The sequence below is a fragment of the Amycolatopsis minnesotensis genome, from assembly GCF_039529815.1.
Lineage (GTDB): Bacteria > Actinomycetota > Actinomycetes > Mycobacteriales > Pseudonocardiaceae > Amycolatopsis > Amycolatopsis minnesotensis.
This window is the reverse complement of the sequence record NZ_BAAANN010000017.1, coordinates 81,848-104,963: the sequence shown is the minus strand read 5'-3', so window position 1 is coordinate 104,963 and position 23,116 is coordinate 81,848. Positions and strand designations below refer to the sequence as shown.

Here is a 23,116-nt window from a genome sequence, read left to right as displayed (position 1 = left end):
TCGTCAACCGACACCGATGGGCTCCCATTGGAAAGTATCGAATATCTCGACACCTAGGACGCAGACCCGATCCCAGTCACGCCAAGAGTTGCTCAGGACCGAGACGACTCCGATCGCGGTACCGTCCGGGTCGGGAATCCAGGCCGAAAACTGACGCGTCAACACCGGATCCCGCTCCGACCCGACCGATATGAAATTCTTGTCCTGTATCGCGAGTGCCACCGCGGGGCCGACCGGAAGTTCCATCAGGGTCGGCGTTCCACGACCTTCGTTCTTGTGAATCTCGTACAGTCCGGCGACGGCGGTCTCCTGGTCGCCATGGCTCGACGGCATAGTCAACCCGGTGACGGTGACCATGATCGGCCGCAACGGATCCTCCGGCGATTTGTAGTACGCGACAGCAGCGTAGTCGACTCCACTACCGCCGATCGTCATTCCTAGTTCCGCGAAGGCCGCAGCCGTCGCGGCGGCATGGTCCCCACCCGATTCCAGGCTGAACTGCTTACCGACGTCTTCAAGAAACGGATCACAGAAGTCCGTCGAGTGGATCTGATCTTCGTCGAGCGGCAAGGCTATGAACCCTGGTGGCATACCGAGGCTGAAGCCCCGAGGAACGACTGGCTCGTCCGTCGCGGCGCTACCGGAATTCGAGCTCATTATCTGATTCTCCCGCCCAGAGCCTTGCTGACCCCCTGCGAAACCGCCTCTCGTCCTTGTTCGACATAGGGCTCCGCTTCCCATTTTCCCACGGTCACGACGGCTTGTTTACCTGTCACTACCGCCGCCCCTGCGGCCACCGCGGCCCCACTCTCGGCAGTGTGCAGAGCTTTTTCCGTGAGGCCGAGCGTGGCCAGACTCCGCCCACCAGGCTTCCACGAGTTGACAGTCAGATTCTGAATTCCCTCCCCCTCCTTGCCGAGGAACTTGGCAACCTTGTTGACGCCGTCTATTCCCTTGTTCACCAAGTTCGCCCCGCCACCGATCTGCTGCGACCCCGCCCTCGAAAAAGTCTTACCCATCGCTCGGGCACCGCTGGCCATCTTGGATCCCTCTTCGGCGAACTTGGCCGCATTACGCCCTGCCTTCACCGCTTTGGGGAGTACCTTTGCCGCCCCGAGCGCACCTTTTCCCGCGCCCGCCCCTGGAATCATTCCCAGACCATCGAAGGCGATCGTCGACCAGGAGACGTTGGCGCCCGCGGCTTTGGCAAGCAAATGCGTCCCGGCAGCGGCCGCGCTCACCCCGACCGCTGCCGCGGCGGTTACCGCGTTTACACCGGGAATCCAGGACGTCGCAGCCGCGACGACGCTGAGAACCGTGCCGACCGCGCTCAACACGTCGCCGATCTTGGCGATGACGTCGGCGTGGTCCTTGACCCACTGCCACGCCTTGCCCGCGAGATCCTTGATGCCGTCGACCATTTTGCCGATGGCGTTGCCGATTCTTTCGAGCATGCCGGGTTCTTCGGGTGCTTCGTCCTTCGCGCGGCGGAGGGCGGCGGCTACCTGGCCCGCGAGGTCGAGATGCTGTTCCCGCAGGCGTTTCGCGGCGCCGCGGATCGCGTCCAGGTCGTCTTGGGCCTTGGTCACCTGCTGCTGCGCCGCGCCGAGGGCATTCTCGGCTTCCTGGAGCTGAGCCGGGTCTTCGAAGCTCTGGCCCGCCAGTTTCAGGTTCGGATTTCCCTGCGCGCGGGTGACCTGCGACTGCGCGGCGGCAGCCTGCTGCTCGAACTCGGCGGCCTGCCGTTGCATGGTCCCGAGGTCCTCGGCCCATTTGCCCAGTGTCCTGGAGGCGTCGGCCAGTGACGTGTGCGCCTTGTTCAGGTAGTCCGGCACTTCGCCGACGGTGCCCTTGAACGCCTGCGCGCCGTCGCCTTCCCAGAAGCCGTCGGAGCGGTTCAGCTTGGTCAGGTCGTCGTGCGCGATACCGATGTCGGTGGCGACCTTGCCGAGCGTGGTGGCGACGCCGGTGACGGTGGCGACGACGCCGGGCGCCGGGTCGAAGCCGAGTGCCGGGTAGAGGCCGCTTTCCACGGGGGCGGCTTCGTCGAGCGCGCGGGCCCAGCTCATGCGAGGCCGTCCAAACGGTCCGCGATGGCCGACCGCTTGCCCGGCTCCGGGACCGGCGCTGGTGCGGCCCCGTCGCCACCGGACTTGCGGAGCATGTCGGCGACGTTGTCGTCCATCTCCTGGTACAGCTTCTTGGCGGCGTTCAGCGCCTCGACCATGGAGCCGGAGAACTCGGCGATCTTGCCGATGCCGTACTCCCAGCGGTCCTGGAAGTCGCTGCCCGCGGTGTCGATCTCGCGGCTGCCCATGTCGACGGGTGACGAATCCCCCAGCGCCTTGTTCGCGCTCGTCATGCGTTCCTTGGCCTGGCCGAGGGTGGTGATGAGCGACCCCATCTCCGCCAGCCCGACCCGATATCCCCCACTCATCTCGCGCTCCCCACGCTCACGCGCGCGCCAGGGACCCCCCGATGGGCACCTCCCCAGGCCACGCCACTAGGTCATGCACGGTAACCGCACACCCCCGCCAGCGTAACCAAATCCCCCGCCCTGTCCGCCCCCCGCGAACAAACCACCCACAAGCACCAACCCCACCTGTGACCACACCCACCAAAGAGGCCAAACAGCCAATAAACAGTACCCAGTCGCACAACAAAAAACCCCGGCCTACAGCCGGGGGTGTGGGGGGTCGTCCCCCACTGCGAATCGGGAGAACGGGAGCTGGGGCCGGTAAGGCCCCACGAACACGGTGGGCGAGGAGGGAGTTGAACCCTCACGTCCTTTCGGACACACGGACCTGAACCGTGCGCGTCTGCCATTCCGCCACTCGCCCGAGCAACTGCGACAGCCAGAGAAGACTATCAGGCCGCTCGAACGGGTTTCACGGACCCCGCTGTCGAACGGTCCGCACCCAGATAGGATCGGTGTCGAGCAGGCGAGTAAGGAGGAGTGTGACCCCGTGGGCCGCGTTGAGCGCTTCGACAGGCGCCTTGAGCACCTGGTGGGTAACACCTTCGCCCGGATGTTCGGTGGCAACGTCGTCACTCAGGAAGTGGCGCAGGCGTTGGAGCGGGAGAGCGAGGACAATGTTCGTGAGCTGGCCGGCGGCCGTCAGCTCGCCCCGAACCACTACATCGTGTCGTTGGGGCAGGCTGATCACGACCGGATGGCCGGTGACGAACAGCGCGTCACCCGGGTGCTCGCCGGAGCGGTGGCGGAGCACCTCGCCGAGCACGGTTGGGACACCTATGGTGACGTCGTAGTTTCGCTCGAGCGCAACGAGGCGCTGCATACTGGACAGTTCAAGACCCGCTCGTCCGTCGATCCCGACGTCAGCGCGCATGACGCCGGGAGGAACGGACGATCAGCACCACCCAGCGACGCAGGAGACCGAGCAATGAGCCAGTCCCCCGGCTACGGCCAATATGACCAGGGCGACCCGTACGGCCAGCAGGGCCAGTACGGCTACGGACAGGGTCAGCCCGGTTACGACCAGGGCTACCAGCAGGGCGGCCAGCAGCCCGGCTACGACCAGTACGGCGGCCAGCAGCCAGGGTATGACCAGTACGGCGGCCAGCAGGGTGGCTACGACCAGGGCTACCAGCAGCCCGGCGGCCAGCCCGGTTACGACCAGGGCTACCAGCAGCCCGGCGGGTACGACCAGGGTTACCAGCAGCCGGGTTACGACCAGGGCTACCAGCAGCCCGGCGGCCAGCCCGGCTATGACCAGGGCTACCAGCAGCCCGGCGGGTACGACCAGGGCTATCAGCAGCCGGGTTACGACCAGGGCTACCAGCAGCCCGGCGGGTACGCGCCCCCCGCGGCGCCGGACCCGTACGCGCAGCAGCAGCCCGGTTTCCAGCCGCCCGCCGCCAACCGCCAGCTCGCGGCGACGCTGCAGCTCGACGACGGGTCGAACCGCAGCTACTCGCTGAAGCAGGGCGGCAACGTGGTCGGCCGCGGCCAGGACGCGGACTTCCGCCTCCCGGACACCGGGGTCTCCCGCAGGCACCTGGAGATCACCTGGGACGGCCAGAGCGCGACGCTCGCGGACATCGGCTCGACGAACGGCACCACGGTCAACGGCACGCCGGTGCAGACCTGGCAGCTCGCCGACGGTGACGTGATCAGGGTCGGGCATTCGTCGCTGGTCTTCCGCACCCAGGGCTGAGCGACGATCACGCGTTTGGCCTAAGACCGACAGCCGCCGCGCGCGCGAGTTTTTCCGTCCCGCATAATTCCCGTGCGGGAACCTGCGGCGAAACGCGTCGCGGGGCGGGTGCGCGCACAGGCGGGAGCTGACACAACCGGTGCCAGAGCTGGTCGTCCAACTGACCAGGGTGGGATTTCTGATCCTGCTCTGGCTGTTCGTGCTGGCCGCGTTGCGGGTGGTGCGCTCGGACCTCTACGCCGCGTCCGGCCTCCGGGTCGCGGTCCCCGGCTTGCGCCGGAACAAGGAAAAGAAGCAGCAGCGAGGCCCCGGCGGCGGCAAGTCGGCGAGGCAGATGATCGTGACCCACGGCGCGCTGGCCGGCACGAGGATCACGCTCGACGAGCGGCCGATCATGATCGGCAGGGCCGACGATTCGACGCTGGTCCTCGACGACGACTACGCGTCGACGAGGCACGCTCGCCTTTCGCTGCGCGGTGGGGACTGGTACGTGGAAGACCTGGGCTCGACGAACGGGACCTACCTGGACCGGGCTAAGGTCACTCAACCCCTCCGAGTTCCGCTCGGGGTCCCCATCCGGATCGGCAAGACGGTGATCGAGCTCCGCCCATGACACTCGTCCTTCGCTACGCGGCCCGCAGCGACCGCGGCCTGGTGCGTTCTGGCAACGAGGACTCGGTATACGCGGGTCCTCGGCTGCTGGCGCTCGCCGACGGCATGGGCGGCCATGCCGCGGGCGAGGTGGCCAGCAAGGTGATGATCGCGTCGCTGGCCCCGCTGGACGACGACGAACCCGGTGACGACCTGCTCTCGCAGTTGCGGGACGCGGTGGCGCACGGGAACGGCGCGATCGCCGAACTGGTGGCGAACGATCCCGATCTCGACGGCATGGGGACGACGCTGACGGCGGTGCTGTTTTCGGGGCCCCGCCTCGGTTTGGTGCACGTCGGCGACTCGCGGGCGTACATGTCCCGCAACGGCCAGTTCTCCCAGATCACCCGGGACGACAGCTTCGTGAACGAACTGCTCGACCAGGGCCGGATCACCGAGGAAGAGGCCGCGACGCATCCGCAGCGCTCGCTGCTGCTGAAGGCGCTGACCGGGCACGAGGTCGAACCGAGCCTCACCGTGCGCGAAGCCCGCGCCGGTGACCGGTACCTGATCTGCTCGGACGGGCTGTCCGACATGGTCAGCAACGACACGCTCGCGGAGACCATCCAGAACGGCACCCCGCAGGAGTGCGCGGACCGGATGATCGAGCTGGCGCTGCGCGGCGGCGGCACCGACAACGTGACGGTGATCGTCGCCGACGTCGCCGACGTCGACTACGGCGAGGACGCCCCGATCGTCGGCGGCGCCGCCGGTGACGGCAGCGACGACTACGCCCCGCAGGGCGATTCGCCCGCCGCGAGGGCGCGCGCGCTGACGGCTCCGCCGCCGCAGCCGCGCCCGGAGGCGGTCGAGGAGCAGCCGGACCCGAAAGCCAAGCGGCGCAAGCGAATCCGCTGGCTGGTCGGGATCGTGCTGGTGCTGGTGGTGCTGGCCGCGGCCGCGATCACCACGCGGTACTTCGTGCTGAGCCAGTACTACGTCGGCGTCGGCCCGAGCGAAGAAGTCGTGATCTACCGGGGCGTGCAGGGCAGCATCCTCGGCCTCGACCTGCACCAGCAGGCGGAAGGGTCGTGCGTGCCGAACGGGTCGCTGTGCAAGCCGCTGATGCTGAACCAGCTCCAGCAGGGCGCGCAGAACGCCGTGCGCAACGGCATCCCGCGCGAGAACCTCGACCAGGCCCGCGACTACATCACCGGGCTGCGCAAGAACAACTGCGCGACGAAGACCCCCGCGCCCGGCGGGACGCCCCAACCGAGCACCCCGGCCGTGCCGAGCACCGGCGCGCAAGGTGGGCAGGCGGGGGTGGACTGCCTCCAGACGACGCCCGGCACCGGCGGCGGTCACTGATGGGGCAGCCCGTTTCGGACCCCTTGGCAGGCCAGTACCAGACGAATCCGCCACGCGAGGTCCCGACCAGGCGCGGCACCGAGCTGCTCATGCTCGGGTTCGCGGCGTTCATCGTCACGATGGCGCTGGTGCTGGTCGAGGCGAACCAGGAGCAGGAACTCACCTCGTCGATCATCTGGCTGGGGCTCGCCTACCTCGCCCTGTTCGCCGGAGCGCATCTCGCGGTGCGCCGGTGGGCGCCCTACGCGGATCCGCTGATCCTGCCCTTGGTGGCGCTGCTCAACGGGCTCGGCCTGGTGATGATCCACCGGCTCGACCTCGCCTACGCGGCCAAGGCGGCGGAGGACGGCAAGGACTTCACGCCCTACATCGGCAAGCAGCTCCTGTTCACGTTGCTGTCGCTGGTGTTGTTCGTGATCGTGCTGGTCGTGGTGTCCGACCACCGCACGCTGACGCGGTACTCCTACACCGCGGGCCTGATCGGCATCGCGGCGCTGGCGCTGCCCGCGCTGCTGCCCTCGTCGCTGTCGGAGGTCCACGGCGCGAAGGTGTGGATCAGGATCCCCGGTATCACCGGGATCCAGCCCGGTGAGTTCGCGAAGATCCTGCTGATCATCTTCTTCGCCGCGTTCCTGGTGTCCAAACGCGACATCTTCATGACCGCGGGCAAGAAGATCGCCGGGATCGAGCTGCCGCGCGGCCGCGACCTCGGCCCGCTGCTGATCGCCGCCGCCGCCTGCCTCGGCGTGCTGGTCTTCGAAAAGGACCTCGGCAGCGCGCTGCTGTTCTTCGGCCTCGTGCTGGTGCTGGTGTACGTGGCCACCGAACGGGCCATCTGGGTGGTGCTCGGTCTCACGCTGTTCGCGGGTGGCGCCGTGGTCGCCTACAACCTGTTCACCCACGTGCAGACCCGGGTGCAGAACTGGGTCGACCCCTTCGCGGACGCGTACGGCGACGGGTACCAGATCGTCCAGACGCTGTTCGGGCTCGGCACCGGCGGTATCGCGGGCACCGGCCTCGGCGCGGGCAGGCCGGAGATCGTGGCGGAGGCCAACACCGACTTCATCACCGCGGGCATCGGCGAGGAGCTCGGGTTCATCGGGCTCGCCGCGGTGCTGATGATGTACCTGATCCTGGCGCTGCGCGGGATGCGCAGCGCGCTCGCGGTGCGGGACACCTTCGGCAAGCTGCTCGGCTGCGGCCTGTCCTTCGCGTTGATCATGCAGTTGTTCGTGATCGTCGGCGGGGTCACGAAGCTGATCCCGATGACCGGTATCACCACGCCGTTCCTGTCCTACGGCGGTTCTTCCCTGCTGGCGAACTACATCCTGGTGGCGCTGCTGCTGCGCATCTCGGACGCGGCGCGCCGCCCCGCGACGAGGCCGAAGCCACCGGTTCCGCAGCAGGCGCCGATCGCGGAGGCGCACACCGTGATGGTGCAGCGCCCGCCGGACATGGGAGGCCAGCAGTGAACACCCCGATGCGCAAGGTCGGCATCACGATGATCGTGATGATCGTCCTGCTGCTCGTCAACGCCACCTACATCCAGATGTTCAAGGCCGACGAGTACCGCGCCGACAGCAGGAACTCGCGCGTCCTCTACGACGAGTACTCGCGCCAGCGCGGCAACATCACCGACGCCGACGGCAACCTGCTGGCGACCACGGCGCCGTCGAACGACAAGTACCGCTTCGCGCGCACCTACACCGCTGGCCCGCTGTTCGCGCCGACGACCGGGTACTACTCGATCAACTACGGCGCGGGCGGGCTCGAGCGCGCCGAGGACGAGATCCTCAACGGCTCGGACCCGCGGCTGTTCGTGCGCAGGCTCTCCGACCTGATCACCGGCCGCGACCCGCGGGGCGGCAACGTGCAGCTCACCATCAACTCGAAGGTGCAGAAGGCCGCCTACGACCTGATGATGCAGCGCGGCTACGCGGGCTCGGTCGTCGCGATGAACCCGAAGACCGGCGAAATCCTGGCGATGGTGTCGACCCCGTCGTACGACCCGAACCCGCTCGCCGCGCACGACACCAAGACGCAGAAGTCCGCCTGGGAAAGCTACGACAACAAGCAGAAGCCGATGCTGAACCGCGCGACCCAGGAGATCTACCCTCCCGGTTCGACGTTCAAGCTGGTGACGGCCGCGGCCGCGCTCGAGGACGGCAAGGGGCCGGACACCCCGATCAACACGGCGTCGAACACGACCCTGCCCACCACCAACGTCAAGCTGGAGAACTACAACGGCACCCCGTGCGCTGGCGGCACGTTCAAGGACGCGCTGGCGCATTCGTGCAACGTGCCGTTCGCGGAGTTCGCCGGCCAGCTCGGCAAGGACAAGCTGACCAAGGCGGCGGTGAACTTCGGCATCGGGCAGGACATCACGCTGCCGATGCGGGTGGCGCCGTCCACGGTCGGCCAGCTCGACTCGCAGCCGGCGCTGTTCCAGAGCGGCATCGGCCAGCTCAACGTCCGGCTCACCCCGCTGCAGGACTGCCTGCTCTCGGCGACGGTCGCGAACGGCGGGATGGCCATGCAGCCGCAGCTCATCAAGAAGATCCTGGCGCCGGACCTGTCCGATATCGAGACGTACACGCCGAAGCAGCTCACCGGCACGCCCGCGCTGTCGTCGGCGAACGCCAGCATCCTCAAGGACATGATGCTGGGGTCGGAGAGCTTCACGAAGGGCGGCGGCAAGCGCCCCGACGTGCAGATCGCCTCGAAGACCGGTACCGCGGAGCACGGTGTGAACTCGAAGACCACCCCGCCCGACGCGTGGTACACCGGGTTCGCCCCGGCGAACGACCCGCAGATCGCGGTGGCGGTGCTGGTGGAGAACGGCGGTAACGCCGGCCTGGAGGCGACCGGTGGCTCGGTGGCCGCCGAGATCGGCCGCGCGGCGATGAACGCCGTCGTCGGGGGTGGGTAGCGGATGCTGTCCACGGGCCAGTTGCTCGCCGAGCGGTACCGGCTGACCAGCCGGATCGCCGTCGGCGGAATGGGTGAGGTCTGGCAGGCCAACGACACCCGGCTGGACCGCACCGTGGCGGTGAAGGTGCTGAAGGCGGAGCTGTCCGGGGACGCCGAGTTCCTGCACCGCTTCCGCACGGAGGCGCGCACCACGGCTTCGCTGAACCACCCGAACATCGCCGCCGTGCACGACTACGGCGAGACCGTCGCGGACGAGCTGTCGATCGCCTACCTGGTGATGGAACTGGTCGAAGGGGACCCGCTGGCGGGCATCCTGGCCAGGGAAGGCCGGATCACCGCGGACCGCACGCTGGAGATCCTGGAGCAGGCGGGCAACGCGCTGCAGGCGGCGCACGAGCGCGGGCTCGTGCATCGCGACGTGAAACCGGGCAACATACTCGTGGTGGCGGGGCAGGGCGGCCAGATCACCGTGAAGCTCACCGACTTCGGGATCGCGAAGGCGGCGGACGCGGCACCGGTGACGCGGTCGGGCATGGTGATGGGCACCGCGCACTACATCGCGCCGGAGCAGGCACTCGGGCACGACGCGGAGCCCGCGAGCGACGTCTATTCGCTGGCGGTGTGCGGGTGGGAGTGCCTCACCGGGCACCGGCCGTTCCTGTCGGAGAACGCGGTGACGGTGGCGATGATGCACATCAGGGACGTGCCGCCGCCGCTGCCGCCGGACGTGCCGCCGGGTGCGCGCGCGGTGATCGAAGCGACGATGACGAAGGACCCCCGTCAGCGATACAACAGTGGGGGCGAATTCGCGCGCGCCGTCGCGGCGGTGCGCGCGGGGCATCCACTGCCGTTGCCGTTGAGCGTGGTGAACGCGGCCTACCCGCAGCCGCAGCTCGGCGCACCGGTGGGCCCGGCGTCACGGCCCGCGATGCACCCGGTGCCGCAGCCGGTGGTCGCGCACCCGCCGTCGGGCGGGATGGTGCCCGGTCCGGCGTCGCTACCGGTCCCGCCACGAAAACGGACCCACACCGCCTTGTGGGTGGTACTCGCCGTGGTACTGGTGGCACTGATCGTGGCGGCGGTGTTGCTGATCCCGGTGTTCGCGAAGTCGGGCGGCACCCCCACCCCGGGTCCGATGGACCCCGGCACCACGGCGGGAAGGGCACCGGAACCGAACGAAGGCGGCCAGGAGCCGGGAGTGCGGACACCGTCGTCCGGCCTCACCCGGCCGGGTGAGGAAACACGCTCACCCGAAAGTGGACCGCCTTCACCAGAGACAACGGCTTACAGGGCATGATGGGCACACCTTGGACGGAATGGAACGGCACCCACCGATGAGCACACCGAGACTGCTCTCGAACCGCTACGAGCTGGGCGACACGCTCGGCTACGGAGGCATGTCCGAGGTCCATCACGGCCACGACGTCCGGCTCGGGCGCGAGGTCGCGGTGAAGATCCTGCGCGCGGACCTCGCCCGCGATCCGCAGTTCCAGGAACGGTTCCGGCGTGAGGCCCAGAACGCGGCCGCCCTGAACCACCCCGCGATCGTCGCCGTGTACGACACCGGTGAGGCGCAGACGGAGAACGGCCCGCTGCCCTACATCGTGATGGAGTTCGTCGACGGCAGGACGCTGCGCGACATCGTGAAGACCGAGGGCCCGATGCCGCAGAAGCGGGCCATGGAGGTCATGGCCGACGTCTCCGCGGCGCTGGACTTCTCGCACCGCCACGGGATCATCCACCGGGACGTCAAGCCCGCGAACGTGATGATCACCAAGAACGGCGCGGTCAAGGTGATGGACTTCGGCATCGCGCGCGCGCTGCACGACGGCCAGTCCGCGATGACCCAGACCGCCGCGGTGATCGGCACCGCCCAGTACCTCTCGCCCGAGCAGGCGCGCGGGGAGAGCGTGGACGCCCGCAGTGACGTCTACGCGGCGGGATGCGTGCTGTACGAACTCGTCACCGGCGAGCCCCCGTTCACCGGTGACTCGCCGGTCGCGGTCGCCTACCAGCACGTGCGGGAGGACCCGCAGGCCCCGTCGAGCGTGAACCCCGCGGTGTCGCCGGAGCTGGACGCCGTGGTGCTGAAGGCGCTCGCGAAGGGCCCCGCGAACCGGTACCAGTCGGCCGCGGAGATGCGTTCCGACCTGGTGCGCACGCTGTCCGGTCAGCGTCCGTCGGCGCCGATGGTGATGGCCGACGACGAGCGCACCCAGCTCATGGACGGCCGCCGCCAGGCCGCGCCGTCCGGGTACGAGGAGTACGACGACTACGACGATCCCGAAGCGGAAGCACGCGAGAAGCGCAAGCGCCGCACGAAGATCGCGGTCCTGCTGGCCGTGCTCGGGATCGTCGTCGTCGGCCTGCTGATCTGGCTGCTCAGCTCGCTGGGCAGTGACACGAAGACCTTCGCGATGCCTTCGCTCAAGGGACAACTGGAGCAGAAGGCGATTTCCTCGCTGACCGACCAGGGCGTGCCGCAGACCAACATCTCGTCGGAACCGGTGATCTGCCAGGCCACGAACGACGGCAGCGCCGCGCCCTGCGGGCCGGACGACGTCAACAAGGTCATCAGCACCACGCCGGACACCGGCGCGCAGGTCAAGACGACCGACAAGGTCGTGCTGAAGGTGGGCAGGCCGCCGGGCAAGGTGAACGTGCCGGACCTGAACGGCAAGACCCAGGCCGAGGCGACCACGCTGCTGACGCAGGCCGGGCTGAAGCTCGACCCGAACGTCAAGGAGCAGGAAACCGACAACACGAGCCAGTACGGCCGGGTCCTCGACCAGAGCCGGGCGAGCGGCACCTCCGTCGACGCGGGCACCGCGGTCCAGATCACCATCGGCAAGACACCGGCGATGAGCGCGGTGCCGGACACGCGCGGCTCGTCGGTCAGCCAGGCGAAGAAGACGCTGCAGAACGCCGGGTTCAAGGTCAAGGTCAACACGGTGGCCAGCGACAAGGACAAGGACATCGTCGTCGACCAGCGGCCGAACAGCGGTCAGCAGCCGAAGAACAGCCAGGTGGAGATCGATGTCTCCGACGGTTCGCTGGCTCAGGTCGACATGCCGAGCCTGAAGGGGCAGAGCTTCGACCAGGCCAGCGCGACCCTGCGAAGCCAGGGCTTCACCGGCCAGGTTTCCATGCAGGAAAAGGCTGTTTCGGACCAGAGCCAGGACGACCAGGTGCTCGACCAGACTCCCGGCTCGGGCACGAAGGTCAGCAAGAACCAGCCCATCACCCTGGTCGTCGGCAAGTACGACAGCAACGGCAGCACGAGCCCGAGCAAGCCGACGGGGCTGCCCGGATTCCCCAACAGCAACGGGCAGTAGCCCGGACGCTCGGCACTGGTGCCCCGCGGAGCTTCACGGCCGCGGGGCACCGCTGTTTTCTCCGGGGGCTTCTAGAGCCAGGTGAAGTCGACATCGGCGATCACCTGCTGCAGCTTGAACACGCGCTCGGGGCTTTCCGAGCTGTGGATGCCGGAGCTGCCGAGGAAGCGGAAGATCGTGCCGTCGCCGTCGGGGAACTCCATGCCCAGTGAGCAAATCATGCGTGCGCAGCTACAAATCTTGTCGCTTCGTCGAAGCGACCCAACGTGACCATCCAGGTTCTGCCTTTCACCGTGCCAGGTCGCATCACCATGGCGTCGGCCTTTCAGCTCTTCCGCCTGAAGGAACAGAACCTGCCCATCGTGTATCTCGAAGACCTGTTCGGGGCGACGTACCTGAAGCAAGCCATCGAGTTCACCAAGTACAGCGTCGTCTTAAGCCGTCTGCGAGATGCCGCACTGGATCCTGAAGAGTCCCGGAGGTTCCTCGCTAGGCTGCCCCGACCTTCTCCAACTCTGCGTGGTTCACCAGCTCTCACAGCGGTGGCAACGGTGGGGACTGCGTGGAGGTTGCGCGCGCCGAGCAGGCGGTCGGGGTGCGCGACACCAAGGACCGGGCGGGTGGCCACCTCCAGCTCTCGCCCGCCGCCTTCACCGCCCTGCTGACCCGCCTCCGCTGATCCGCCGCCGGTACAGCACCCATGCGCAGCCGGCGGCGATCTCCAGCATCATGACGATCACGTCGACGGTCAGGGTCACGCTGCTCAGCTGGCCGGTGCTCGACACCGGGGTGACTACCGCCGTGATCGCGATCGCCACGCACAGGGGCGCGATGAACGCCAGCAGCGGCGTGCTCACTCGCCGGACCACGACTCCGAGCGCGGGATAGGACTCGGTCAGGCTCGCCGCACGCGAATTTCGGTCGCGCGACTGGCGCAGCCTCCGCCGGATGCCCCATCCGCACCCGGCCGCGACGACGAGCGTCGCGGCACCGGTCGCGAGATCTCTCGTCTGCACGAAGATCCCACCGGCCAAACCGCCTGCCCCGAACGCCGCCGAGATCGCGAACACCACCCACAACACCCAGGTCAGTACCGGCGGCACATATCTGGCCCGCCGGTGCTGGCCCCCTTCCGCCCCAACTTCACCGGAGGCCCCCTCCGTCTTCGGCGGAACGGAGGCGCCCTCCGGTCGCGGCGGAGCGGAGGCATCGTCCGACTTCGGCGGAGCGGAGGCCCCCTCCAGCTTCGATGAAACGGAGGGCAGCTCCGATTGGATGGGAGCCTCCGATTGAACTGGCACGGAGGGGCCCTCCGCTTTCCGCTGGAGGGGCTCCTCCGGTTTCACGGGCATGGCGGTACCAGCGGGCGCGCTGACCGCGCGGCGGAGCACGACCATGCTCGCGGTGTCCACTGTGGACATCTTCGGTTCCGGCAGCTCCCGGCGGGTCATCGCGGCCGTGACCGAGCGGAACAGCTCGGCGGCGTCGAGCTGGCGGCCGGGGATCCGCGGGCCGTTCTTGAGCAGCGACAGCACTTCCGCGGTGAACGCGGTATGCCGTTCCCCTGGCGGCGACAGCGATTTCCTGTTGCGAGGCGACGACGTGATCACCGACGTTCCCCGCACCGCGACCTCGTCGGACTCGACGCCGGCGCTCGACATCCGGCCGATCGCCATGCCCGAATAGCAGCAGTCCAGGATCAGCAGCTTGGTGCGAGCCGAGCTGGCCGCGACGATCTCGCGCACCGACTCGTAGGGCACCGCCGTGCCGTCGAGTTCCTCGGGATCGGTTTCGCGGACCGCGAGGTAGAGGGTGTCGCGGTTCAGGTCGCGCAGGCCGTGCCCGGCGTAGTACACGATGAGCAGGTCCTCGGCCTGCCTGGTGACGGGCCGGAGCTGGCCGAGCAGACTGCGCGGGGAATCCGGCGTGTACACCGTGGTGCAGTGATCGGGGTCGAGCACTCCGGTTTCCGCGTTGGTCAGCGCGTCGGCGAGATCGGCGATGTTGCGATTGACCGCGGGCAGCGGCGGCAGCGGTTCCGCGTGCTGGAAAGCACCGGCGCCGATCAGCACCGCGCGGGAAAGCTCCCGGATCGGCAACGCGGGCGCGGTCATTCCGTGCCGTTGAGGAATCGTTCGACGGAGAGCAGGACCGCGTCTGCCTCGGTGGCCGAGCCGCATTCCAGCTCGAGATGATCAGTTCTCCCCGGCCGTTTCACGAGGATTTTCACCTGGTCGGCGGTACGGCGATGCTTCAACCATTCGAAGAACGAGGTGACGGCCTGCTTGGCGACCCCGCTGCCCAGAATCACCGACAGCGCCTCGATCGTGCCGCCCATCTCGCCGTCACGGGGCGCCGACTCGGTGAAGCCGACCCTCCCGGTCAACCCGTCCTCGTCGCGGAGCCAACGGGCGAGCGACCGAATATCCTCGTCCGCTGCAACGAAATCGATCATGCCGCTCTCTTCAATCACGCAGAGCGACGATACTCGCCGATTCGACCACCGGCTAAGGACGGGATAAGAATGATCCAGCAAACAACCACCACCATTAGCACCATTGTCGTGAATCGCCCCCTGCCCTGATCGGACCAGCGATTGCCCCGCCGGACCCCGCACCCGCCCGGCAACTCGCACACCCCGAAACTGTCGGCGCACCAGGGTATTGTTGAATTCGGGGGTCCCCTGGCGAACGAAAGGGATACTTCGTTCGATCCAAGCCGGGGATCAGGGGTGTTCGCGGTTCACGAGGGCCGGGTTCAGGGCGCTCAGTTCCCCGACGGCGGCCTTCAGGGCGTGCGGCACGCTGCACACTGACGCCGAGCACGCGAAGGGAACATCTGAGGCGTTCAATTCCCCGAAGGCGTCCTTCAGGGACTCTGACGCCACTTTCCCACCCTCGCGGGCAGGCAGCCCGGGGCTTGCCTATGCCCCGAAGGCGCCCTTCGGGGACTCACACGCCCCGAAGGCGCCCTTCGGGGCATGCGAGGCCCCGCAGATACAGCGCGAAGGCCGAGTTTGAGGCGTTCAAGTCCCCGAAGGGCCCCTTCGGGGCATCGCGCAACTCCGCCGACTCGCCAAGCCAGCACGCCGCCGACCGCCCGACCCGCCAAGCCAACGAGCCAACGAGTCAGCGAGCCAACGAGCCAACGAGCCGACAAGTCAGCGAGCCAGCGATGAGGAGCAGCAAAAGAGCGGGGCCGCCTCCCCGCGGTGGAGGCGGCCCCGCGAGGAAGGAAAGATCAGCCGGTGACGTCGAGGTGGGCCTTCGCCGGGGTCGGGGTCGGGGCCTTGCCGTCGGCGGTCGGCTTGTCGCCGGGCGTGTGGGAACCGGTCGAGGTGGTCGGCGTGCTCGGCTTCGTGGTGCTCGGCTTGCCGGGGGTGCTCGGCTTGCCGGGCTTCGTCGGCTCGGTGGTCGGCGGCGTGCCGCCGTCACCCTCGCCGCCGCCCGCGCAGGTGGCCGAGGCGAGGTCCAGCGTCTGGATGCCGTCGACGCTGACCGACAGCGCGGTGACGGTGAAACTGCCGTCCTTGTGCTTGACCTGCTTGTTCACCGTGACCGACGCGAGGCCGTCGATGCCGACCTTCGTGTTCGGGGCCGCGGCGACGTCGAGCTTGATGCCGCCGATGTTCGCCTTCGCCAGCGAGGCCGCGCCTTCACCGGCCTTGCAGTGCGCTTCCAGCGCCGACGCGGAGACCAGCGGCTTCCCGCCGCCGCCGAAGATCGCGTCCAGGCTGACGCTGACGTCCTTGATGCTGGCCGCCGCCTTGTTCCCGCCGGCCTGCGCGTTGAGCGCGTTCAGCTTGACGAGCTTACCTGGCAGGGAGAACTCGGCGAGCGACTTCTGGTCGAACCCGGACGCGCCGTTGGCGTGCGGCACCGGGTCGATCTTCAGCAAGCCGGTGGCCGACAGGGCGAACGCGGAGCTCTTGGTGAACTCGGTGGCGCCGGCGACCGAGGGCGCGGCCACCGCGACCGCGGCGACGCCGAGCGTGATCGCACCGGCGAGCTTTTTTCTGGAGAACAACGGACTACCTCTTGTCTTTGTTGGGGGGACCGTGATTCAGGTGATGTTGACAATGGTGCCGAGCGGCACCTTGACCAAAGCGTCCAGCGCTTCCTTCGGCACGCGGATACAGCCGTCGCTGTTCGCCTTGCCGACGAAACTGTCGTTCGGCCAGGTGTGGATGCCGACCGTGCCGGGACCGCCGCCGAAGGTTTCGTGCGATTCGGAATGCACGCTCAGCGGCAGCACGATCGGGCTGTACTTGTTCACCGTTTCCTCGATCGAGGCCAGCAGGAACGCGCGCCCCTTCGGGGTCGGGAACTCGGGCTTCCCGGTGCCGATCTTCCACTTGCCGAGCGCCTTGCCGGACTTCGTCAGTTCGAGCGAGAACGCTGCCGTGTCCACGTCGATGCGGTAGTCGTTCTCGGCTGATTCCACTTCGGACGGATCGGCGCGCACCCACCCGCTGGCCTGGTTCGGCCTGGTGGGCAACAGAACCTCGGCCCACGGGCCCTGTTCGGAGAGCACCGGCGCCCAGGTCGGCGAGCCGACCTGGTTCGTGGGCAGCTTCGCGATCGCCTTGCCGCCGACGCTCTGGTACACGACCAGATCGGCCTTCGGGTGGATGACCTTCGCGGTCGCGGCCGAGCCGGCGTCCTTGGCCGCATCGGGCAGCGCGGCGAAGGTGGTCGCCTCCGGCAGCATCGTCAGATCTTCCTGACTCAGCTTGGCCGGTTCGGCGGTTTCCTCGCCGCCACAGCCCGAAACCGCGAGCACGACCACGGCGACGATGCCGTAGATCTTCGCCCGGTTACGCCTGCGCGCACGGGGGTTTATGACATCACAAGTTTCCATACATCCCGATCCTGAGCAGGAGAATTCAACCACTAGGCACAGAAAAATATGGCTTGATCAAGCAGTGCGCGGCGAGCGTAGCAGTACCGGAAAACGCCGTAAACCGGGGCCGGTAACGGGAAAAACATATCACCGGCGTGATAGCCGGTGATAAAGCCGGCCCGCGGCGGGGCTCATGCGGGTGCTAACCGGCGGAGGCCTGCTGCAACGCCGTGGTCTCGCGTTCGAGAGCGTCCACAATGGACTTCTCGACCGCGTTGCCGGCGCCGGACATCCAGTTCGACAGCATGCGGTGGCCGTACTGGGTGAGCACCGACTCGGGGTGGAACTGCACACCCTCCAACGGGTGCTCGCGGTGCCGCATGCCCATCACGATGCCGGACTCGGTGCGCGCGGTGACCTCGAAGGCGTCCGGAATGGTCTCCGGCAGCACGGTCAGCGAGTGGTACCTGGTCGCGGTGAGCGGGCTCGGCAGGCCGTGGAACACACCGGCGTCGGAATGGTGCACCAGGCTCGTCTTGCCGTGCAGCAGTTCGGGGGCGCGGTCCACGGTCGCACCGAACGCGACGCCCATCGCCTGGTGGCCGAGGCACACGCCGAGCATCGGGGTGCCGGATTCGGCGCACACCTTGACCACGTCGATGCTCTTGCCCGCGCGCTCGGGGGTGCTCGGCCCCGGCGAGACGAGCACGCCGTCGAAGTCCGGCACCTTCTCCAGGTCGACGACGTCGTTGCGCCACACCGTGCAGCCGGCGCCGAGCTGCGCCAGGTACTGCACGAGGTTGTAGACGAAGGAGTCGTAGTTGTCGACCACGAGAACGCGCATGCCCGCAGTCTAGTGCGTGCGAAGCGTTCTCCGATTTTGGCTGGTCAGAGGATTCTCAGCCGCGAACGAGCGGCATAGTGCGCCAGCCGTCCGGCGAGCGCGTGCCGGTCGTGGTGGTCGAAGGCGGGGCGGTCACGGGTGAACTCGGCACCCGCGATCACGGCCGTGACGAACCGCGCCACCTCCTCGGGAGGCGGGACGACGTCGCCGCCGCCGAGGTAGGCGAGCACCTCGGCGGTCTCGGCGGGCGCGGTCTCCACCGCGAGCGCCCAGCCGGTGCGCTCACCCCACTCCAGCATCAGGTCATGACCGGGCCGCCGCGGCCAGCGCCTGGCCAGCGCCAGGTACGCGGTCGCGGTGTCGCTGATCTCGTAGCTCGTGCCGTCGGAGGGCACACCGACCGCGACCGCCACGGCGCGCAGGTACCCCGCGAGCCCTGGCCGGAGCGCGGCGGTGCTGTCCTGACCGGCGGGAAGTCTCAATGGACGTTTTCGGGCACCGTGTCCAGGGTGCGCACGATCTGGGTGGCGAGTTCGGCGGCGGCCTTGTCACCGAGCTTCGTGTGGGCGCCGACGACGTCCTTGACGAGCAGGACCCGCTTGTCGTAGCGGGACACGAACGCGGTGCTGGTTTCCTTGGCTAGAGCCGACTTCATGTCGGTGCTCCTGTCTCCGGCGGGAACTCCAACCGGGGGGATCGCCGGGGACGACGCGGACTTGACCGTCCGTGTGCGAGATGCGCCCGACACCTTCACCCTACGCCCAAAGGCCGGTTCCCGGATGCTGGACCGTATCGAGTATCACACTGCAAGTTAGCCTAACCTTACTTTAACGTGGATCGGGTGACTCGTTCTCTTCGCGTGGCGATCGTGGGCGCCGGACCCGCCGGCATCTACGCAGCCGACAGCCTCCTCAAGTCCGACGCCGACGTCTCCATCGACCTCATCGAGCGCATGCCGGCGCCGTTCGGGCTCATCCGCTACGGCGTGGCACCCGACCACCCGCGCATCAAGGGCATCGTGACCGCGCTGCACAAGGTCCTCGACAGGCCGGGCGTGCGGCTGCTCGGCAACATCGACTACGGCACCGACCTCAAGCTCGACGACCTGCGCGAGTTCTACGACGCGGTGATCTTCTCCACCGGCGCGAGCGCGGACCGCCCGCTCGACATCCCCGGCATCGACCTCGACGGCAGCTACGGCGCCGCGGACTTCGTCTCCTGGTACGACGGGCACCCCGACGTGCCGCGCACCTGGCCGCTGAACGCCACCAGCGTCGCCGTGCTCGGCGTCGGCAACGTGGCGCTCGACGTCGCGCGGATCCTCGCGAAGACCGCCGACGAGCTGCTCACCACCGAGATCCCGCACAACGTCCACCAGGGCCTCAAAGCCAGCCCGGTGACCGACGTGCACGTGTTCGGCCGCCGCGGGCCCGCGCAGGCGAAGTTCACCCCGATGGAGCTGCGCGAGCTGGACCACTCGCCGAACGTCGAGGTCATCGTGCAGCCGGAGGACATCGAGTTCGACGAGGGCTCGATCGCCGCGATCCGCGGGTCCAAGCAGGTCGACATGGTGGTGAAAACGCTGCAGGAGTGGGCGATCCGCGACCACGGCACCCGGCCGAAGCGGCTGCACCTGCACTTCTTCCACTCGCCGACCGAGGTGCTCGGCGAGGACGGAAAGGTCGCCGGGCTGCGCACCGAACGCACGGAGCTGACCGGCGACGGCAACGTCCGCGGCACCGGCGAGTTCCACGACTGGGACGTGCGGGCGGTCTACCGCGCGGTCGGGTACCTGTCCTCGCACCTGCCGGAAATCCCGTTCGACCACCTCTCCGGAACCGTGCCGCACCAGGCGGGCCGCGTGCTCGACCTCGACGAGAACCAGCTTCCCGGCGTGTACGTGACGGGCTGGATCAAGCGCGGCCCGGTCGGGCTCATCGGGCACACCAAGGGCGACGCGGCGGAGACCGTGACGAGCCTGCTCGCGGACGCCGACACGCTGCGCGCGCCGACGCAGGGCCACCCCGACGCGATCCTCTCGTTCCTCGCCGAACGCGGCGTGCCGTTCACCACCTGGGACGGCTGGGGCCGCCTCGACGCGCACGAGCGCGCGCTCGGGGAACCGCACGGGCGCGAGCGGATCAAGGTCGTGGACCGACACGAAATGGTGCGCGTGTCACGTCTGAACGGGTGACGCCTGCGCCATATCGGTAAAGATGATCATTTTCTCTTGTCCGCGATGAGGAGTGCGAGTAGCCACAGAGGTGGCCCTTCACGCCCATCACGGAGGTTCGATGTCTCTCGATGTTTCCCCCGCCCTGCTCGAAAAGGCCGAACGCGGTGAGGTCGATGACGCGGAGTTCGTCGCCTGCGTACGCGAATCGCTGCCGTACGCCTGGGATGTGCTCACCACGGTGATCGCCGATCTCGACGGGGCGCCGGACGGGTTCGCGGATCACGAAACGCCGCCGCCGAGCGAAGCCGAACGCGGTCAGCTCCTGCGCGCGCTCGCCTCGGACGCCATCCGCGGCGGACTGGAACGGCACTTCGGCGTGAAGCTCGCCTTCCAGAACTGCCACCGGGTCGGCGCGTTTCGTCCGTCCGAAGTGGACAGTGACAGGTACCGCGCGTTCGTCTCGCCGCGCGGGCAGTTGCTCAACCAGAGCCCGGAGCTGCGGGACTGCTGAACCACCGTGCCCCCGTCTTCGGCGGGGGCACGGTCAGTTCGCGCTGTCCAGGAACCGGATCACGGCGAGGCCCCTGCGGTTGGTGTCGTCGGACGGGCCGAGGCCGAGCTTGCCGAAGATGCTCGCGGTGTGCTTGCCGACCGCGCCGCTGGCTCCAGGTCCGCTTGCCCTGAAGGCGCCCTTGAGGGAATCTGACGCCGCGAAGGTCACCTTCGGGGCAAGCGGGACGTCAGCCGGGGAAGGACCTCCGCGCCGATGCGGCGGATGTTCTCCTCGGCCCGGTCACCGGATCCTTCGATCATCATGATCACGTGCTCGACGCCGGTCCGCCGCGCGCTCTCGGCGAGCTTCGCGACGCAGTCGTCCGCGCTGCCGACGGGATGGATCCCGCACAGCTCTTCGGTGTAGGCGACCGGATCCCGGTTCGGCCGCGGCCGCCCGTCCACCGGCACGTGCGCGGCGAGGCCCGCGTCGAGCCAGCCCGGCATCGCGGCGCGCAGCCGGCGCACCGCCGCTTCCCGGTCGTCGGCGACCTCGCACAGCACGGTCGAGATGTGGCCGGGGTCCGACGGGCCGTAGCGGCGGACGGTCTCGGCCTTCTCCTCGTCGTCGGCGTGCACACCCAGCAGCATCGGCAGCCCGCGCGACCACCGGCACTTCGCGGAACGAGAAGTGCGTGCCGTCCGCGTGCACGCGCTCGTCGGCCGTGGCCCGCAGCAACAGGTCGAGACTCTCCGCGAAACCGTCTTCGTACCGGGCCACGCCGGTGCCGAAGACCTCCAGGTCCTGCCACGGACCGCCCCTGCCGACGCCGAGCCGGAACCGCCCGCCCGACACCACGTCCAGCATCGCCCACTGCTCGGCGAGCGCCACCGGGTGGTTCGTCGACAGCACGCTCACCGCGGTGCCGATTTCGATCCGGCTCGTCGCGCCCAGTGCGTGTGCCGCCAGCGTCACCGCCGACGGGCACACGCCGTACGGCATGAAGTGGTGCTCGGCCAGCCAGGCGTCGGCGAAGCCCGCTTCCTCCGCGGCGGCGATCGCGCGCACCGTTCTGGTCAGCGCGGCGGAGTCGTTCTGCCCTGGAAAGCGACCGGTGATCAGGAAAACGCCGAAGCGCACTACTGCACGGACACGTCGTTGAACGGCAGCATCGGCTCCAGCCACGGGAAGATCACGAACATCAGGAGCGCCACCACGGCGAGCACCAGCACCAGCGCGAGCGCCGCCTTCGCCGCGACCGGCCCCGGCAGGTGCCGCCAGATCCACGCGTACATCAGGCACCTTCCCCGATCTGCTTCAGCAACTGCGGGTACCCGCCGTTGCCAGGCTGCTTCGCGAACTGGTTCGTGAGCACGGCGTGCACGATGAGCCGCTCCCGGTCGGAGAACTGCGGGTGGCAGGTGGTGAGCGTCAGCAGCGCGACCTGGCCGGCCTTCGGCAGCGGGTTGTCCGCCCGGTACGGCACCGGGGCCACCGCGTCACCGCGGTTCGGCGTGACGATCTTGCGGCCGGCCGTCTGGCCGTACGGGCCGCCGTCCTGCTGCGCCGGGTCGGCCAGCGGCTTGACCTTCGCGCACTTCGGGTCGACGCCCTTGGTGGCCGCCCAGTCCGCGACCTCGTCGTCGTGCGGGAGCACGCGGTACACGAAGAAGTCGTTCACCGTCTCGACGACGACCGCGTCGCACGAGGCGAGCTGGTCGAGGTCGTTGAACGGGGCGCCCTTGCCGACGCGGTGCCCGGCCATGGCGAAGTTGCCCGGCTCGCCGGGCAGCGCGGTTTCCTTGTAGTGGCCGGGACCGACCTCGAGCGCGTCCGGGCCGACGCCCTGCTGGACGGTGAAGTGGTAGTCGGAGCCGAACGACGGGATGTACAGCCGCGCGAACGCCTTGCCGTCGACGAGGTCGGAGCGCAGTTCGCGGCCGTTCTTCCAGTCGTCGTCGAGCTGGGACGACGCGGTCGCCTGTTTGCCAGCGGAGAAGATGTCCGTCACGTACAGCTCGTAGACGACGAACAGCAGCACCACCAGGCCCGCGGTGATCAGCACCTCGCCGATCGTGCGGACCGTCCTGGCGCCGGTACCGGGTTTCGCCGCGACCGCGGTCGACGGTGGTGCGGAATCGGGGCCGGTGAGCCGACGCTCACCCGGCTCGTCGGGCGTGGACACGCAGGCGCCTCCTCAAGCGTCGAAAGTGCCCGCCGTCACACTCTTGTGACTTAGCGGGACGAAAGGAGCGCTCGTCCCCGGTTCTTGCGCGTCCTCGATTACGTTAACGTGTTCACGAAGCACTGGTTGCGCACCCGATGGGGTGGCTCCCGGCGCCACGACTGGTTCCAACG

23 protein-coding genes, 1 tRNA gene and 3 pseudogenes are annotated in these 23,116 nt (G+C 68.4%); 11 read left to right on the top strand and 16 right to left on the bottom strand.

Annotated features, from left to right (window positions below):
• Nucleotides 1–3: 3 nt before the first annotated feature.
• The 4 genes from ABD256_RS22050 to ABD256_RS22035 form a co-directional block, all read right to left on the bottom strand.
• Nucleotides 4–657 carry a hypothetical protein gene (locus ABD256_RS22050; RefSeq protein ID WP_344421819.1) on the bottom strand — a complete coding sequence of 218 codons (654 nt, stop codon included), beginning with the start codon at nucleotides 655–657 and terminating at the stop codon, nucleotides 4–6.
• Nucleotides 657–2,069: a putative T7SS-secreted protein gene (locus ABD256_RS22045; protein ID WP_344421817.1), complete on the bottom strand. Its 1,413-nt coding sequence runs from the start codon at nucleotides 2,067–2,069 to the stop codon at nucleotides 657–659. Before ABD256_RS22045 ends, ABD256_RS22050 begins: the two co-directional genes overlap by 1 nt.
• Nucleotides 2,066–2,437, bottom strand: coding sequence for a hypothetical protein (locus ABD256_RS22040; protein WP_344421814.1), 372 nt, complete (start codon nucleotides 2,435–2,437; stop codon nucleotides 2,066–2,068). The genes ABD256_RS22045 and ABD256_RS22040 overlap by 4 nt, the downstream gene beginning before the upstream one ends.
• 320 nt (nucleotides 2,438–2,757) lie before the next feature.
• Nucleotides 2,758–2,840: transfer RNA gene (locus ABD256_RS22035), tRNA-Leu, on the bottom strand.
• 126 nt (nucleotides 2,841–2,966) lie between these two features.
• On the opposite strand from ABD256_RS22035, the gene ABD256_RS22030 reads away from it, so the two are divergent.
• From ABD256_RS22030 to pknB, 7 genes and pseudogenes are all read left to right on the top strand, one after another.
• Nucleotides 2,967–4,178, top strand: a complete 1,212-nt coding sequence (locus ABD256_RS22030) for an FHA domain-containing protein (RefSeq protein ID WP_344421811.1) — start codon at nucleotides 2,967–2,969, stop codon at nucleotides 4,176–4,178.
• Nucleotides 4,179–4,317: 139 nt separating this feature from the next.
• A complete protein-coding gene (locus tag ABD256_RS22025) occupies nucleotides 4,318–4,791 on the top strand; it encodes an FHA domain-containing protein FhaB/FipA (RefSeq protein WP_344421808.1) in 474 nt (157 codons plus the stop codon).
• Complete coding sequence (locus ABD256_RS22020) at nucleotides 4,788–6,137, top strand: PP2C family protein-serine/threonine phosphatase (RefSeq protein WP_344421805.1); 1,350 nt, start codon at nucleotides 4,788–4,790, stop codon at nucleotides 6,135–6,137. Before ABD256_RS22025 ends, ABD256_RS22020 begins: the two co-directional genes overlap by 4 nt.
• Complete coding sequence (locus ABD256_RS22015) at nucleotides 6,137–7,609, top strand: FtsW/RodA/SpoVE family cell cycle protein (RefSeq protein ID WP_344421802.1); 1,473 nt, start codon at nucleotides 6,137–6,139, stop codon at nucleotides 7,607–7,609. Before ABD256_RS22020 ends, ABD256_RS22015 begins: the two co-directional genes overlap by 1 nt.
• Nucleotides 7,606–9,066, top strand: coding sequence for a peptidoglycan D,D-transpeptidase FtsI family protein (locus tag ABD256_RS22010; RefSeq protein ID WP_344421799.1), 1,461 nt, complete (start codon nucleotides 7,606–7,608; stop codon nucleotides 9,064–9,066). The genes ABD256_RS22015 and ABD256_RS22010 overlap by 4 nt, the downstream gene beginning before the upstream one ends.
• Before the next feature lie 3 nt (nucleotides 9,067–9,069).
• Nucleotides 9,070–10,406 (top strand): annotated as a pseudogene (locus ABD256_RS22005) (serine/threonine-protein kinase).
• Nucleotides 10,403–12,403 carry a Stk1 family PASTA domain-containing Ser/Thr kinase gene (pknB, locus tag ABD256_RS22000; RefSeq protein WP_344421793.1) on the top strand — a complete coding sequence of 667 codons (2,001 nt, stop codon included), beginning with the start codon at nucleotides 10,403–10,405 and terminating at the stop codon, nucleotides 12,401–12,403. Before ABD256_RS22005 ends, pknB begins: the two are co-directional and overlap by 4 nt.
• Nucleotides 12,404–12,474: 71 nt before the next feature.
• Here pknB and ABD256_RS21995 read toward each other — a convergent pair whose 3' ends face one another.
• The gene (locus tag ABD256_RS21995) at nucleotides 12,475–12,624 is read right to left on the bottom strand and encodes a hypothetical protein (RefSeq protein ID WP_344421790.1); all 150 of its coding nucleotides are present in this window, start codon (nucleotides 12,622–12,624) and stop codon (nucleotides 12,475–12,477) included.
• A gap of 45 nt (nucleotides 12,625–12,669) precedes the next feature.
• Between ABD256_RS21995 and ABD256_RS44445 the strand changes: the two are divergent.
• Nucleotides 12,670–12,837, top strand: a pseudogene (locus ABD256_RS44445) (Scr1 family TA system antitoxin-like transcriptional regulator); the annotation flags it as partial.
• A gap of 128 nt (nucleotides 12,838–12,965) precedes the next feature.
• Nucleotides 12,966–13,082 carry a DUF397 domain-containing protein gene (locus ABD256_RS21990; protein ID WP_344421788.1) on the top strand — a complete coding sequence of 39 codons (117 nt, stop codon included), beginning with the start codon at nucleotides 12,966–12,968 and terminating at the stop codon, nucleotides 13,080–13,082.
• Here ABD256_RS21990 and ABD256_RS21985 read toward each other — a convergent pair.
• The 7 genes from ABD256_RS21985 to ABD256_RS21955 all read right to left on the bottom strand — a co-directional run bounded on the left by ABD256_RS21985 (nucleotide 13,054) and on the right by ABD256_RS21955 (nucleotide 18,744).
• Nucleotides 13,054–14,517: a caspase, EACC1-associated type gene (locus tag ABD256_RS21985; protein WP_344421785.1), complete on the bottom strand. Its 1,464-nt coding sequence runs from the start codon at nucleotides 14,515–14,517 to the stop codon at nucleotides 13,054–13,056. The two genes, ABD256_RS21990 and ABD256_RS21985, sit on opposite strands and share 29 nt — an antisense overlap.
• Entirely contained in the window at nucleotides 14,514–14,876 is a 363-nt protein-coding gene (locus tag ABD256_RS21980; protein ID WP_344421783.1) for an effector-associated constant component EACC1, read from the bottom strand. The genes ABD256_RS21985 and ABD256_RS21980 overlap by 4 nt, the downstream gene beginning before the upstream one ends.
• Nucleotides 14,877–15,643: 767 nt before the next feature.
• Nucleotides 15,644–16,429, bottom strand: a complete 786-nt coding sequence (locus tag ABD256_RS21975; protein WP_344421780.1) for a choice-of-anchor P family protein — start codon at nucleotides 16,427–16,429, stop codon at nucleotides 15,644–15,646.
• A 36-nt stretch (nucleotides 16,430–16,465) separates the two neighbouring features.
• Nucleotides 16,466–17,263 carry a L,D-transpeptidase gene (locus tag ABD256_RS21970; RefSeq protein WP_344421777.1) on the bottom strand — a complete coding sequence of 266 codons (798 nt, stop codon included), beginning with the start codon at nucleotides 17,261–17,263 and terminating at the stop codon, nucleotides 16,466–16,468.
• Nucleotides 17,264–17,447: 184 nt separating this feature from the next.
• On the bottom strand, nucleotides 17,448–18,089 hold the full coding sequence (locus tag ABD256_RS21965; RefSeq protein WP_344421774.1) for an aminodeoxychorismate/anthranilate synthase component II: 642 nt from the start codon (nucleotides 18,087–18,089) through the stop codon (nucleotides 17,448–17,450).
• 44 nt (nucleotides 18,090–18,133) lie between these two features.
• Nucleotides 18,134–18,571, bottom strand: coding sequence for a DUF6292 family protein (locus ABD256_RS21960; RefSeq protein ID WP_344421771.1), 438 nt, complete (start codon nucleotides 18,569–18,571; stop codon nucleotides 18,134–18,136).
• Nucleotides 18,568–18,744 (bottom strand): DUF6307 family protein, encoded by a 177-nt coding sequence (locus tag ABD256_RS21955; protein WP_344421768.1) that lies wholly within the window; start codon nucleotides 18,742–18,744, stop codon nucleotides 18,568–18,570. Before ABD256_RS21955 ends, ABD256_RS21960 begins: the two co-directional genes overlap by 4 nt.
• Nucleotides 18,745–18,957: 213 nt before the next feature.
• Between ABD256_RS21955 and ABD256_RS21950 the strand changes: the two genes are divergently transcribed.
• Both ABD256_RS21950 and ABD256_RS21945 read left to right on the top strand, forming a co-directional pair.
• Nucleotides 18,958–20,283: an FAD-dependent oxidoreductase gene (locus ABD256_RS21950; RefSeq protein ID WP_344422052.1), complete on the top strand. Its 1,326-nt coding sequence runs from the start codon at nucleotides 18,958–18,960 to the stop codon at nucleotides 20,281–20,283.
• 100 nt (nucleotides 20,284–20,383) lie between these two features.
• A complete protein-coding gene (locus tag ABD256_RS21945; RefSeq protein ID WP_344421765.1) occupies nucleotides 20,384–20,776 on the top strand; it encodes an SCO5389 family protein in 393 nt (130 codons plus the stop codon).
• Between the two features lie 33 nt (nucleotides 20,777–20,809).
• Here the strand turns inward: ABD256_RS21945 and ABD256_RS21940 are convergent, their stop codons facing one another.
• From ABD256_RS21940 to ABD256_RS21920, 4 genes and pseudogenes are all read right to left on the bottom strand, one after another.
• Nucleotides 20,810–20,986, bottom strand: coding sequence for a hypothetical protein (locus ABD256_RS21940; protein ID WP_425546490.1), 177 nt, complete (start codon nucleotides 20,984–20,986; stop codon nucleotides 20,810–20,812).
• Nucleotides 20,983–21,898 (bottom strand): annotated as a pseudogene (locus tag ABD256_RS44625) (LLM class flavin-dependent oxidoreductase). The gene ABD256_RS21940 and the pseudogene ABD256_RS44625 overlap by 4 nt, the downstream one beginning before the upstream one ends.
• Nucleotides 21,898–22,053, bottom strand: a complete 156-nt coding sequence (locus ABD256_RS21925; RefSeq protein WP_344421762.1) for a hypothetical protein — start codon at nucleotides 22,051–22,053, stop codon at nucleotides 21,898–21,900. The pseudogene ABD256_RS44625 and the gene ABD256_RS21925 overlap by 1 nt, the downstream one beginning before the upstream one ends.
• Complete coding sequence (locus ABD256_RS21920) at nucleotides 22,053–22,943, bottom strand: class E sortase (protein ID WP_425546489.1); 891 nt, start codon at nucleotides 22,941–22,943, stop codon at nucleotides 22,053–22,055. Before ABD256_RS21920 ends, ABD256_RS21925 begins: the two co-directional genes overlap by 1 nt.
• Between the last annotated feature and the right edge of the window lie 173 nt (nucleotides 22,944–23,116).